Below are 12,990 nucleotides of genomic sequence, written 5' to 3'. Positions count from 1 at the left end.
GGCCGAGCCGCCCGCAGGGCACACGGCACCGCGGACCGACCCCACCGACCAGGCCCCGGCGCAGCCGAACCCCACCCTGCCAGGGCAAAGCCAGGCCAAATCCAGCCCCGCCGGCGTTTGAGGCGCGGGGTCTGGGGCGGAGCCCCAGGAGCCCAGGCGCAGCCGAACCAGCACCGCCGAGCCGCCCGCAGGGCAGGCGCGTCGAGCGGGACCCGGTAGACCCCGGACGGGCAGGGTCAGCCGACCTTCGGCGGCTTGGGGAGGCCCGACGCGAGGGCCGAGCCGGCGCCTGCGAGGGAGCTGTCCGTGGCTCCGGTGGCGGTGCCGGCGGCCGCGGTGGTCACTTCGAGGGCCGTCTTCGTGTCCTGGACCGCCTGGCCCGGGTTGTCGGCGATGTCGGTGACGCGCTGGGTGATCGGCGGCCCCTGAATGGCCGGCTCGTCGGCGTGCGCGGCGACGGGGGTGAGTGCGAGGGCGGCGCCGCCGGTGAGGACCAGGGCGGAGAGGGTGCGCTTCATGGCATTCATGCCCCACCCAACGACCTGGCCGCGCCCCGGGTCACTGCGGCGTCAGCGGGAACGCCCGCGGCCCCGGATCGGGGGGATCGATCCGGGGCCGCGGGCGTGACACAGCGGGTGGGGCAGGGGAGGTCAGTCCTCGACCACCAGCGCCGGGGTGGACTTCGTCAGGACCTCGCCGCGGAAGAAGGCCGGGCTGCGGCGCTGTGTGACGATCATGACGACCACGCCCAGGAGGAGCAGGCCCACTCCGATGACGAAGACGCTGCCGATGCCGAAGAGCGAGGAGCCGGAGCCGTAGGCCGGGTCCCACATGTCGAACAGCGTCTGACAGAAGACTGCGACGAGCATCAGGCCGCCGATGCCCGGGAAGATCCCCTTGACGAAGAGGTCGCGCACCGAGCCGCGCAGGTCGCTGCGGAAGAACCAGACGCAGGCGAAGGCCGTGATCGAGTAGTAGAAGCAGATCATGAGGCCGAGGGCGTAGATCGTGTCGATCAGCACGTTCTCGCTGACCACGGTCATCACCGCGTAGAAGAGGCCGGTGGCGATGCCCGCGGCGACGGTGGCGCGGCCCGGGGTCTTGAAGCGGGGGTGGACCTGGGCGAAGGAGGACGGCAGCGCTTCGTAGGTGCTCATCGACAGGACCGTGCGCGCCACCGGGATGAAGGTGGTCTGCAGGCTCGCGGCGGCGGAGGCCAGGACCGCGACGAAGAGCAGGATGCCGAGGCCGGAGCCCATGATCGGCTCGGCGAGGGTGGCGAAGACGTTGTCGCTGGTCTCCTCGTTGCCGAGGCCGCTGCCCTCGGTGCCGACACCGGCATACATCTGCGCGGCGATGGCCACGACCAGGTAGGAAGCGACGATGACGACCATGGCGAGCATCGCGGCGCGGCCGGGGGTCTTGGCGCTGCCGACGCTCTCCTCGTTGACCGACAGGCAGGCGTCCCAGCCCCAGTAGATGAAGATCGAGAGGGACAGGCCGGCGGTGAAGGCGGCGAGGGAGTCCACGCCGAGGGGGTTCATCCAGGACCAGGAGAAGGCGAGCGAGCCCGCGACCTCGTCGGACTTGGTGATGGCCATGTAGGCGAACATCGCCAGCACCGCGAGCTGGAGGCCGACCAGGATGTACTGGACCCACTTGGTGGCGGTGATGCCGCGGTAGCTGATGGCGGTGGCGATCGCGATGAAGGCCAGGGTGGTGAGGATGTGGACGGCCTTGTTGCCGTCCAGGGCGGCGAGGTCCTCGCTGCCGCTCACTTCACCCAGGAGGAGGTAGAAGAAGTTGGTGGCCACGCCGGCGAGGTTGGAGAGCACGACGACGGTGGCGACCAGGAGTCCCCAGCCGCACATCCAGCCGACGCGGGGGCCGAAGGCCTTGACCGACCAGGTGAAGGAGGTGCCGCAGTCGGGGACCGCCTTGTTCAGGGCGCGGTAGGCGAAGGCCACCAGCAGCATGGGGATGAATCCGGCCAGGAAGATCGCCGGCATCTGCACGCCGACCTCGCTGACCGTGGGGCCGAGGGTCGCCGTCAGGCAGTACACCGGGGCGACCGTCGAGATGCCGATGACGGCGTTGCCCACCAGTCCGATGGACCCCTTGCCGAGGCCCTTACCGCGGACATCGCCCTCGGCGACGCCGCTTACCGTGTCTCCGGCCTGAGGCCGAGCATCCGTCTGTGTCATGGGTCAGGACGTTAGATGCTGCGTTTTCCACATCTGGACGCTGCGAGTCCGGAACCTAGACCCCCCATGCTCCTTTGAAATTCGAGATCATTGCCATTCAGAAGCATGTAATGCAAGGTTCACCGATTAATCCACCCATTGTTCGAGAGGACGTGGGCTCGGACTTTCGTTATGCGGAAACCGCAGCCATGTCCGTTTTGGGCATTTTTAAAGTTTCCCTTACGACTTTCCGGTGACCCCTGGTAACCCGTCGTGAGGACCGGTTTGCCGTGAACATGCCCGTCTCCTAGAGTCACGGCCGTTCAAGGTCATCTACTGGGGGACATCAAGCGCATGCGCACCAAGCCACTGTTCACGGCCGTCACAGCCGTCGCGGTTCTGCTCACCCTCCCCGCCTGCGGAGGCAGTGAGAACCCGGCCCTCGGCGGCATCGGCGCCGGCGGGGACACCAGCGCCGGGGCCGGTACGGGCGGCGGGGCCGCCGGAACCGGCGACGGCGGCCCGCACGAGGGCACCCTGGAGAACCCCACGAAGAACGGCGGGGTCAACGGGAACGCTCCCAAGGACGGGACCGCGTTCCAGAAGCTCCCCAAGGCGGGGACCATCGCTGCCGCCGCCCGCTTCGTCAACGACTTCACCAAGTGCGCCGAGATCACCACGACGAAGAGCGGCTACAAGTACTGGGACGAGGACGCCAAGTACGACGAGAAGTCGCACTCCGTCATCGAGCGCGGCAGCTGCGACGGGGGCGACACCCGCATCTTCATGATCAAGGACCCCAAGGCCTTCCAGGCCGCCTTCAAGGCCGAGATCGACAAGGAGTACAAGGAGACCAACGGCGGCGGCAACCCCAGCAGCGGAATCGTCGTCGGCCAGGACTTCACCGTCGGATCCACCCGCTCGACCGCCATGGCCGCCCTGCTGAAACCGCAGGCCGGGCTGCTGATGCTGAACTGCCACCCCGAGTTCACCGCGCCCAGCGGATTCCGCAAGGAGCCCGCCCTGGTGAAGGGCTGCGTCCTCACCGACTACTACAAGGACTGAGCGACGCGGCCGGGGCGCTGCGGCACCCGCCGCGCCCCGGCCCGCCGGAATCCCGGCGGGCGAATCCCGGTGCCGGAAACCGGGCGCCGTCCGCGAGACTGGCCCCATGCCCACGGCCGATGAGCTCCTCAGCGCGGAAACCGTCACCACCCTGGCCCGACTGCTCGCCCGGGCGGGCGGCCGCCGGTCCTCACCGGCCGTGCGCGCCCGCGCCGACGCGCTCGACTCACTCACGTACAGCGGCCGCGTCACCGCCGTCCGCGACGCCGTGCTCGCCGACCTCCCCGCGGACTGGCCCGCCTTCGAGGCCGTCGTCCGCACCGCCCTCGCCGACCCCGGCTTCACGGGCTGGATGACCTTCCCCGTCAACGAGGCCGTCGCCGTCCGCGGGCTGGACGTGTTCGAGCCCGGGCTGGCGCTGCTGCACGACCTCACCCCGCGGCTGACCGCCGAATCCGCGGTACGGCCCTTCCTGCGCGCCGACCCGGCCCGCGCCCTGGCCGTCGTACGGAAGTGGACGGCCGACCCGGACCCGCACGTGCGCCGCCTCGCCAGCGAGGGCACCCGGCCCCGGCTGCCGTGGGCACCGCAGCTGCCGGCCTTCGTCGCCGACCCGCGCCCGGCCCTGCCCGTGCTGGACGCCCTCTACCGCGACGAGTCCGAGTACGTCCGCCGCTCCGTCTCCAACCACCTCAACGACATCAGCCGCGACCACCCCGCCCTCGCCGTCGACACGGCGGCCCGCTGGCTGGCCGCGCCCGCCGACACCACGGACCGCGTCGTCCGGCACGGCCTGCGCACCCTGGTCAAGGCCGGCCGGCCCGAGGCGCTGACCCTGCTGGGCCACTCCCCGGACGTGCCGGTGAGCGTGCGCGGGCCGGTGGTGACCACCCCGCGGGTGGCCGTCGGCGAGCACCTCGTCTTCGACTGGGCGGTCACCAACACCGGCGTGCTCCCGGCGGAGCTGGTCGTCGACTACGTCGTGCACCACACGAAGGCCAACGGCACCCGCACCCCCAAGGTCTTCAAGCTCGTCACCCGCACCCTGGCTCCCGGCGAAACCCTCGGCGGCACCAAGCGGCACTCCTTCAAGCCGATCACCACCCGCCGCTACCACTCGGGCGAGCACCTGGTGCAGCTCCAGGTCAACGGGCGGGTCCGCGGCGAGGCCGTTTTCTCGCTGGACGCGCCCTGACCTCGCCTGGCAGGCTCCTGTCATGACCTACGGAATCGAGTCCCACCCCGCCCGGTGAGCGCCCGCGAAGAGCGCCAGCCGCTCAGCTCCCGGAAGACCCCCCTCTACGACTACGCCCTGTTCCGCCACGGCATCGAACCGGACGGGCGCGCCCCGTTCAACGGTTACCCCTTGCCCGACGGCTCCCTGCCGCAGCGCCCCAGCAAGAAGCTGACCTGGCAACAGGCCCATCCGGTGGTGACAGCGGCCCTCACTCCGCTGCTGGCCGACCCGGACCCGGTACGGGCCGCCGAAGCCATCCACTCGTGGGCCGAGGCCGCCGGTCTGCGCGTGCGTGCGGGCTCCCTGCGCGCCCACGTCGCACGGCTCGTCCCCGCGGACGAGGAAGCCGCACGGCGGACCGCCCGGCAGCTGACCCGCACCGGCACCTCCGTCGCGGCGGTCGGCATCGGCATGGCCCTGCTGATCCGTCTCGGCGAGGCCGAGGACGTGCCCTGCCTCAAGGCACTCGGCATGCTCCGCGGCTTCTGCTCCCTTGCCGTCGCAGCGCTCGACCCCCTCGACCGGCAGGCCGCCGCTCTGCTGGTCCTCAGCGACCGGTACGAGTCCGGACCACTGAGACCCCTGGTCGAGGCTGTCTCGGCCGGTGACGTGCAGGCGATCCGAGCGGCGCTGCTCACGGTGCCGGACGAGCCCGCGGCGATGGACTGCGCCCGCCGGGTCGCCGAGGCCGCCGACCTCCACGGCCTGCTGCGTAGCCGACCCGGGGACGCCGAACTGCTCGCAGTGACCGGCCGGCTGCTGCACCGCATGGCCGATCAGCAGGACAGCAGCTCCGAGATCCTCGACTACGTGCCCGCCCGGGCCGTGTACGAGACCCTGGTCCGGCATGCCGACCGGCTGCCCCCGACCCCGGAGCACCGGTCGCTGCTGCTGTCGGTCGCCCTCGACCTGCACAGCAGCCCCGCCGTACTGCTGAACTGGCGGCCCGGGCGGCGCCAGGCCCTGCTCGACGCCCTGGACCGGCTGATGGCCGGGGCTGCGCCGGCCCCCGTACCCGGCGACCGGCGGGCGGACTGGTTCCGGCGCAACCGGCACCTCCCCTTCGCCCGCACCGCGGCCGGTGACCGCCCCCGGTGGGAGGTGGTCGTCGTCCACGGCCCCGAGGACTCCCCCGCCGTCGAGAGCCGGATCCTGGTCGACGGGATCCCGCTCGTCCCCGCGCTCTTCGGGAAGGGGCGGGCCAACCCGCCCGAGTACCTGCTCGACAGCGGCCGGCTCCGCGCCTCACCGGAGCCGCGGGAGGTGCAGCTCGCCGAGGCGTCCTGCACCGAGGGCTGCTGCGGCGCCCTGTACGTGACGATCCGCCGGGACGGCGCGGACGTCGTGTGGGACGGCTGGCGCGGGGCGGTCGGCCCGCAACCGCCCCCGTACCGCTTCGAGGCGGCCGCCTACGACGCCGAGGTCGAACGCGCCGAGCGGGACCACTCCTGGTGCTGGCCGGCCCGCAGCACCGCGCGGCTGATCGCGGCCGGTCTGCGGGAGCGGCCGGACCTGCTGAGCCGATGGGACCTCTCCGTCAACTGGGTCGGGACCGATTGGCAGGATCCGCACACGACGGTGGTGCGGCTCGTGTACACGCCACCGGACCGCGCCGAGGGGACGGAGGGGGCCCAGCCGCCACGCCTGTACTTCGACTGGCGCCTGCCCGACGACGACAGCCCGCCGCAGGAGCGGGCGGCAGCCGCGCTGGAACGGATCGCGGCGTCCGACCCGAAGGGCTTCGCCCGCTTCCAGGGGGGCGACAGCGAACTCGCCGCGTCCCTCGGCTACGGCCGGCCGCAGGGCTAGTAACCCGAGCAAGGCCGGGGTCCGGCCGGGAGTTCCCCCGGCCGGACCTCGGTCCGCCGCCCCCGCCGCCCCCGTGGCCCCGGCGGCCCGCCGCCCCGGCTCAGCCCGTCCAGACGATCGACTGCATCTCGCTGTAGGCGTGCAGCGCGTACGAGCCCACGTCCCGGCCCACCCCCGACCGCTTGAAGCCGCCGAACGGGGCCTCCATGTTCCGGCCGATGGTGTTCACGCCCACCCCGCCCGCGCGCAGCCGCCGCGCCACGCGGAACGCGCGCGCCGAGTCCCCGGACCACACGTAGCTGATCAGGCCGAAGTCGCTGTCGTTGGCCAGCCGGACCGCTTCTTCCTCGTCGCCGTCGAAGGGGACCACCACGACGACCGGCCCGAAGATCTCCTCGCGCACCACCCGCATGTCGTTCGTGCAGTCGACCAGGAGGGTCGGGGCGACGTAGAAGCCGCGGCCGTCCCCCACCACCGGGCGCTCGCCGCCGAACGCGAGCCGCGCGCCCTCCTTCTTGCCCAGCTCCACGTACGACTCCACGCGGTCCCGGTGCGCCGCCGAGATCACCGGGCCGACCACCGTGCCCCGCTCCCCCGGGTCGCCGACCTTCATGAAGGCCAGGTAGCCGGTCAGCTTCTCGATCAGCCGGTCGTAGACCGAGCGGTGGGCGATCACCCGGGTCGGAGCGGTGCAGATCTGTCCGGAGTAGAAGGAGAAGGTGGTCCCGATCCCCATCACGGCCGCGTCCAGGTCGGCGTCCTCCAGGACGATCGCCGCGCCCTTGCCGCCCAGCTCCATCAGCTGCCGCTTCATCGTGCGGCCGCAGACCTCCGCGATGCGCTGGCCGACGGCCGTGGAGCCGGTGAAGGACACCATGTCCACGTCTGGGGAGTCCACGGCCGCCTCGCCGACCTCCACCGACTGACCGTTCACCACGTTCACCACGCCCGGCGGGACCCCGGCCTCCGCGAGGGCCTCGGCCATCTTGAACACCGACAGCGGGTCCTGCGGGGCGGGTTTGACCACCACCGTGTTGCCCATGGCCAGCGCCGGGGCGACCTTGCCCGCCGGGTTCGCCCACGGGTTGTTGTACGAGGTGATGCAGGTGACCACGCCGACCGGCTGGCGCACCTCCAGCGCGCCCAGCACGCTCGCCTTCCCCATCGGACCGGCCTCGGTGACCTGCGGCGGCAGGCCCCGCTCCACGGGTTCCAGGGCGCCCTTCGCGTACCGGCGGAAGCGGGTCACGCCCACCCCGACCTGCATGCCGCGCGCGATCCCGGTCGGCGCGCCCGTCTCGGCCTGCGCCAGCGCCGACCACGGCTCGTACTCCCGCTGGATGATGTCGGCGGCCCGGTCGAGGATCGCCGCGCGCGCCTCGGGCGTCGTACGGGACCAGGACCCGAAGGCCTCGGCCGCGGCGCGGGCCGCCTCCTCGACCTGGGCCCGCGAGGCCTCGGGCGCGAGCCCGGCCACCGATTCGTCCGCCGGGTTGACCACCGCGTAGTGGCCGCCGGCGGGCTCCACCCACTCCCCGCCGATGAAGAGCCTGGTAGCCGCGTGCTTCTGCGGATCCGTCACCGGGTGCTCACCGTCCTCGTGTCCCGGCCCGACCGGAGCACGATCCCGGGGATCGCCCCCGTGATCTCGTCGTCGCGGATGGTCTCCACGCCGTTGACCCGCACGGACACGATCCCGATGGCCCGCGCGTCCAGCCGCGGGCTGTCCCCGGGCAGGTCGTGGACGAGGGTCGCCGGACCGGCCTCGATGCGCTCCGGGTCGAAGAGGACCAGGTCGGCGTGGTAGCCCTCGGCGATCCGGCCGCGTTCGCGCAGCCCGAACAGCTGGGCCGGGTCGTCGGTGAGCATCCGTACCGCCTGCTCCAGCGGGACCAGTTTGCGGCCGCGCAGGCAGTCCCCGAGGAAGCGGGTCGTGTACGGGGCCCCGCACATCCGGTCCAGGTGCGCGCCCGCGTCGGAGCCGCCCAGCATGACGTCCTCGTGCTGCCAGGTCTCCTGGCGCAGGGCCCAGCTGGCCGGGTCGTTGTCGGTGGGCATCGGCCAGAGCACCGTGCGCAGCTCGTCGTTGGCGCAGATCTCCACCAGGCAGTGGAAGGGGTCCTGGCCGCGCTCGGCCGCGATGTCGCCGACGACGCGGCCGGACAGGCCCTCGTTCTCCTTGCTGTACGTGTCTCCGATGACGTAGCGCCCGAAGTGGGCGAGGCGGCGGAAGACGCCTGCTTCCTTGCTGTCGGCGCGGCGCAGCATCCCGGCCCGGACGTCCGCGTCGCGGAGCTTGGCGATCCGCTCGGGGACGGGCAGGCCGAGGACCTCGCCCCAGCCGGGGATGAGGTTGAGCGCGCAGAACGTGCCGAGGGACATGTTCATGGGGGTGAGGATCGGCATGGTCAGTGCCACGATCCGGCCGCCGGCCTTGCGGGCCCGCTCGCTCGGGACGAGCTGGCGCGGGACGCGTTCGGGGACGGAGGCGTCGATGGTGAGGACGTTCCAGTTCAGCGGGCGGCCCGCGGCCGCGCTCATGTCGACGAAGAGGTCGATCTCCTCGTCGGAGAACTGGTCGAGGCAGCCCGCGACGATCGCTTCGAGCTGGGTGCCCTCGTGGTCGGCGACGGCCTGGGAGAGGGCGAGGAGTTCGGCGGGCTTCGCGTGCCGGGAGGCGACGGGGGCGCCGGATCCGTCGGAGTGGGTGGAGGACTGGGTGGTGGACAGGCCCCAGGCGCCGGCGTCCATGGCGTCGTGGAAGAGTTCGAGCATCTGCTGGAGCTGCTCGGGGGTGGGCTGTCCGCCGACGGCCGCCTCGCCCATGACGTGGCGGCGCAGGGCGCAGTGGCCGACCATGAATCCGGCGTTGACGGCGATCCGCCCCTCCAGGGCGTCGAGGTACTCGCCGAAGGTGGACCAGGTCCAGTCGACGCCTTCTTCCAGGGCCTTGAGGGCCATGCCCTCGACCTTGCTCATCATGCGGCGCGTGTAGTCGGCGTCCTCCGGGCGGGCCGGGTTGAGCGGGGCCAGGGTGAAGCCGCAGTTGCCGCCGGCGACGGTGGTCACGCCGTGGTTCATGGAGGGGGTGGCGTACGGGTCCCAGAACAGCTGGGCGTCGTAGTGGGTGTGGGGGTCGATGAAGCCGGGGGTGAGGACCAGCCCGGTGGCGTCCTCGCTGGTGCGGGCCTCTTCGGTGACGGTGCCGGGGTCGCCGATGGCGACGATCCGCCCGTCGCGTATCCCCACGTCTGCCACGCGGGCGGGGGCGCCGGTGCCGTCCACGACGGTCGCGCCCTTGATCAGGTGGTCGAGCATGACGTCCCTTCTGCCGGTGTTCGCGTTGCTGGCCGTGTGCTGGGGCTCCGCCCCAGACCCCGCGCCTCAAACGCCGGCGGGGCTGGATCTGGCTGCTGCCGTCCGCCAGGCGCCGCCGGAGCCAAATCCAGCCTCGCCGGCGTTTGAGGCGCGGGGGTCTGGGGGCAGCGCCCCCAGCAGCGGCGCCGCACCCCCAGGGCCCCGCGTGCCCGACCGGAGGTCAGGCGGCCTGGCGGAAGCGGGTCGTGCGGTGCACCGGGTCGGTGTCGATCTGCGGGATGACGTGCTCGCCGATGAGCTTGATGGTGGTCATCGTGTCCTCGTACGAGACCCCGGTCGGCAGGCCGAAGGACAGCTGGTCCGCCCCGGCCTGCTCCCAGCGCTTGCACTGGGCGCGGACCTCGGAGGGGTCGCCGCAGATCAGCAGCTCCTCCGCGATCAGCAGCTCGATGATCTCCGCGTTGTACTCGGGCAGCGTCTCGGGCCACTGCGGGATCGCCTCGGGCCGCGGGAAGGTGTCGTGGTAGCGGAAGACCAGCGACTGGAAGCGGTTCATATTGGCGTTGACCGCTATCTCCACGGCCTTGTCGTGGGTCTCGGCGCAGATCGCGGTCGAGGTGACCATGACGTTGTCGTTGACGAAGGCGCCGATGGCCTTGGCCTCCTGGATGGCCGTCTTGTACTGCTCCAGCACCCACTCCATGTCGGAGACCTTCTGGACGCTGAAGCCGAGGACGCCGAGGCCCTTCTTGGCGGCCATCGCGTAGGAGGAGGGGGAGCCGGCGGCGTACCACATGGCCGGGTGGGCCTTGCCGTACGGCTTGGGGAAGACCTTGCGCGGGGGCAGCGACCAGTGCTTGCCCTGGAACCCCTCGTACTCCTCCTGGAGGAACATCTTGGGGAACTCGGCGATGGTCTCCTCCCAGATCTCCTTGGTGTGGTTCATGTCCGTGATGCCGGGCATGAAGCCGAGGATCTCGTGGCTGCCCGCGCCCCGGCCGGTGCCGAACTCGAAGCGGCCCTTGGAGAGGTGGTCGAGCATGGTGACCTTCTCGGCCACCTTGACCGGGTGGTTCACCGGGGCGAGCGGGTTGAAGATGCCCGAGCCGAGGTGGATGCGCTCGGTGGCCGCGGCGAGGTAGCCGAGGAACACCTCGTTCGCCGACAGGTGCGAGTACTCCTCCAGGAAGTGGTGCTCGGAGGCCCAGGCGTACTTGAAGCCGGACTTGTCGGCCTGGATGACGTACTCGGTCTCCTCGACCAGCGCCTTGTGCTCTGCCTGGGGGTCGACCTTGGACCGCGCCTCAGGCACGTATCCCTGCACGAAGAGCCCGAATTCCAAGGGGGTTCACCGTCCTTTGGTTTCTGACGTTGCGTCAGATCAGATGTCTCGACTGTTCCATCGCGGGGGCGGGAGCGTCAATACCTGACGCTCCATCAGATCACTGCCGGACGGTCTCAGAGGATGCTGACACCGGCCATCCAGCCGCCGTCTATGACGAACGGCTGCCCGGTGATGTACGAGGAGTCCTCGCTGGTCAGGAAGAGGGCCAGCCTGGCCACCTCCTCGGGCTGCCCCACCCGCCCCATCGGCACGACCCGCTTGTACAGCTCCGCCATCGCGTCCCGCGCCTCGTCGGTCATCCCGGCCGGATCCAGCAGACCGGGGTTGGCCATCGGGGTGTCCACGGCGCCCGGGCACATCGCGTTGACCCGGATCCCCTTGGCGGCCAGCTCCAGCGCGGCCACCCGGGTCAGACCGACGACGGCCGCCTTGGTCGCGGCGTACGAGCCGACGTACGCCATGCCCGTCAGGCCGGTGTACGAGGAGGTGTTCACGATCGTGCCGCCGCCCGCCGCCTCGATCTCCGGGGCGACCGACTTGATGCCGAGGAAGGCGCCGACCTGGTTGACCTGGACCACCTGCTGGAACTCCTCCAGCGGGGTCGCGGTCAGCTCGTTGAAGCGCAGGATGCCCGCGTTGTTGACCAGGCCGTCGACCGGGCCGAAGGCCTCCTTCGCCGCGGCAACGGCGGCCGCCCAGTCCTCCTCGCGGCTCACGTCCATCCGCACGTAACGGGCCCGGTCCTCGCCGATCTCCTTGGCCACGGCCGCGCCCTGCTCGTCCAGCACGTCGCCGAGGAGCACCTTGGCCCCCTCGGCGGCGAAGAGCCGCGCCTCCTGCTCGCCCTGCCCGCGCGCCGCACCCGTGATGATGACGACACGCCCGTCCAGCTTGCCCATGCCGGTGCTCCTAATCGTTGAGGTGCGGCGCGACCTCGGCGCCGAACGCGGCCATCTGGTCCACGAGTTCGGCGCGGTCGCGGCTGCGGAAGCGGACCTGGATCTGGTCGACGCCGAGCGCCTTGTACTCCCGCAGGGACTCGGCGAGCGCCTGCGCCTTGCCGGTGAGGGTCCGGCGGCCGGTGTCCCAGGCGGGCTCGCCGACGTACAGCGCCTCGGTGATCGCCCCGAACTCGACGGGGTCCCCGATCCCGGCCGCGGCGCGCAGCTCCTTGATCCGGGCGATCTGCGCCGGGAGCCGGTCGCGCGGGTCCCCCTGCGGGAGCCAGCCGTCCCCGCGCAGGGCCGCGCGGCGCACGGCGGGGCCGGAGGAGCCGCCGACCCAGACGGGGATCCGCTGCTGGGCGGGGCGGGGCAGCTGGCCGAGGTCCTTGAAGGAGAACAGCTCGCCCTCGAACTCCGGGTACTCCTCGGGCCCCAGTGCGGCCCGCAGCGCGTCCAGGGTCTCGTCGAGCACGGCTCCGCGGCGCGCGAAGTCCACGCCGAGGACCTCGAACTCCTCCTGCACGTGCCCGGCGCCGACGCCGAGGATCAGCCTGCCGCCGGAGAGGTGGTCGAGGGTCGCGTACTGCTTGGCGCTGATCAGGGGGTGGCGCAGGCCGAGGATCGCGACGTGGCTGAGCAGCCGCACGTGTTCGGTGATCCCGGCCAGGAAGGAGAGGGTGGCCACCGGGTCGTACCAGACGGTGCTCATGGGTCCGGCGAGCCGCCGCGGGATCGCCACGTGGTCGCAGGTGGCCAGGTATCCGAAGCCGGCCCGGTCGGCGGCCCGCGCCACCTCGGCGAGATCGGCGGCCGTGGCCGATGCCTCCCAGGGCTCGGCGTAGATGGTGCTCTGCGACTGGATCGGGAGCTGCATCCCGTAGACCAGCCGCCCTTCGGTGAACACGCGCGCCATGCCGGGCCCGCCTCGCCTTCGTCTGCCGATTCGTCTGCCGATTCGTCATACCGGTGCCGGGCCATCGTCGTAGCTGACGGTTCGTCAGGCAAGAGGGGGACCGAACCTCGCGGGCTCCGAACGTTGCGGGTACGGGTGCGTACCCGTACCCTTGCTCCCATGGGAAGGAGCACGCT

The 12,990-nt window shown here is 71.7% G+C and carries 9 protein-coding genes and 1 pseudogene; 3 read left to right on the top strand and 7 right to left on the bottom strand.

Going from position 1 to position 12,990, the window contains the following annotated elements; translation table 11 throughout:
- Positions 1-236 precede the first annotated feature (236 nt).
- The gene (locus AB0D94_RS25365) at positions 237-527 is read right to left on the bottom strand and encodes a hypothetical protein (RefSeq protein ID WP_362055854.1); all 291 of its coding nucleotides are present in this window, start codon (positions 525-527) and stop codon (positions 237-239) included.
- 123 nt (positions 528-650) lie between these two features.
- A complete protein-coding gene (locus AB0D94_RS25360; protein WP_362055852.1) occupies positions 651-2,204 on the bottom strand; it encodes an APC family permease in 1,554 nt (517 codons plus the stop codon).
- Positions 2,205-2,537: 333 nt separating this feature from the next.
- On the opposite strand from AB0D94_RS25360, the gene AB0D94_RS25355 reads away from it, so the two are divergent.
- The 3 genes from AB0D94_RS25355 to AB0D94_RS25345 all read left to right on the top strand — a co-directional run bounded on the left by AB0D94_RS25355 (position 2,538) and on the right by AB0D94_RS25345 (position 6,294).
- Positions 2,538-3,248: a hypothetical protein gene (locus AB0D94_RS25355; RefSeq protein ID WP_362055850.1), complete on the top strand. Its 711-nt coding sequence runs from the start codon at positions 2,538-2,540 to the stop codon at positions 3,246-3,248.
- A gap of 106 nt (positions 3,249-3,354) precedes the next feature.
- Positions 3,355-4,443 (top strand): DNA alkylation repair protein, encoded by a 1,089-nt coding sequence (locus tag AB0D94_RS25350; protein WP_362055848.1) that lies wholly within the window; start codon positions 3,355-3,357, stop codon positions 4,441-4,443.
- Positions 4,444-4,497: 54 nt separating this feature from the next.
- Entirely contained in the window at positions 4,498-6,294 is a 1,797-nt protein-coding gene (locus AB0D94_RS25345) for a hypothetical protein (protein WP_362055846.1), read from the top strand.
- A 100-nt stretch (positions 6,295-6,394) separates the two neighbouring features.
- Here AB0D94_RS25345 and AB0D94_RS25340 read toward each other — a convergent pair whose 3' ends face one another.
- From AB0D94_RS25340 to AB0D94_RS25320, 5 genes and pseudogenes are all read right to left on the bottom strand, one after another.
- The gene (locus tag AB0D94_RS25340) at positions 6,395-7,876 is read right to left on the bottom strand and encodes an aldehyde dehydrogenase family protein (RefSeq protein WP_362055844.1); all 1,482 of its coding nucleotides are present in this window, start codon (positions 7,874-7,876) and stop codon (positions 6,395-6,397) included.
- Positions 7,873-9,633 (bottom strand): annotated as a pseudogene (locus AB0D94_RS25335) (D-aminoacylase); the annotation flags it as partial. The gene AB0D94_RS25340 and the pseudogene AB0D94_RS25335, both read right to left, overlap by 4 nt.
- 199 nt (positions 9,634-9,832) lie before the next feature.
- Positions 9,833-10,954: an LLM class flavin-dependent oxidoreductase gene (locus AB0D94_RS25330; RefSeq protein WP_362055842.1), complete on the bottom strand. Its 1,122-nt coding sequence runs from the start codon at positions 10,952-10,954 to the stop codon at positions 9,833-9,835.
- A gap of 116 nt (positions 10,955-11,070) precedes the next feature.
- Positions 11,071-11,856, bottom strand: coding sequence for a glucose 1-dehydrogenase (locus tag AB0D94_RS25325; RefSeq protein WP_362055840.1), 786 nt, complete (start codon positions 11,854-11,856; stop codon positions 11,071-11,073).
- A 10-nt stretch (positions 11,857-11,866) separates the two neighbouring features.
- Positions 11,867-12,814: an LLM class F420-dependent oxidoreductase gene (locus tag AB0D94_RS25320; RefSeq protein WP_362055838.1), complete on the bottom strand. Its 948-nt coding sequence runs from the start codon at positions 12,812-12,814 to the stop codon at positions 11,867-11,869.
- Positions 12,815-12,990: the final 176 nt, after the last annotated feature.

This window comes from Streptomyces sp. NPDC048255 (genome assembly GCF_040652415.1).
In the GTDB taxonomy this organism is placed as follows: Bacteria; Actinomycetota; Actinomycetes; order Streptomycetales; family Streptomycetaceae; genus Streptomyces.
The sequence above is the reverse complement of the archived record's forward strand: the minus strand, read 5'-3'. Positions and strand labels throughout refer to the sequence as shown.

Coding starts and splice junctions, on each gene's coding strand:
- AB0D94_RS25365 (WP_362055854.1), bottom strand. CDS start 527: ATGAATGCCATGAAGCGCACCCTCTCCGCCCTGGTCCTCACCGGCGGC.
- AB0D94_RS25360 (WP_362055852.1), bottom strand. CDS start 2,204: ATGACACAGACGGATGCTCGGCCTCAGGCCGGAGACACGGTAAGCGGC.
- AB0D94_RS25355 (WP_362055850.1), top strand. CDS start 2,538: ATGCGCACCAAGCCACTGTTCACGGCCGTCACAGCCGTCGCGGTTCTG.
- AB0D94_RS25350 (WP_362055848.1), top strand. CDS start 3,355: ATGCCCACGGCCGATGAGCTCCTCAGCGCGGAAACCGTCACCACCCTG.
- AB0D94_RS25325 (WP_362055840.1), bottom strand. CDS start 11,856: ATGGGCAAGCTGGACGGGCGTGTCGTCATCATCACGGGTGCGGCGCGC.
- AB0D94_RS25320 (WP_362055838.1), bottom strand. CDS start 12,814: ATGGCGCGCGTGTTCACCGAAGGGCGGCTGGTCTACGGGATGCAGCTC.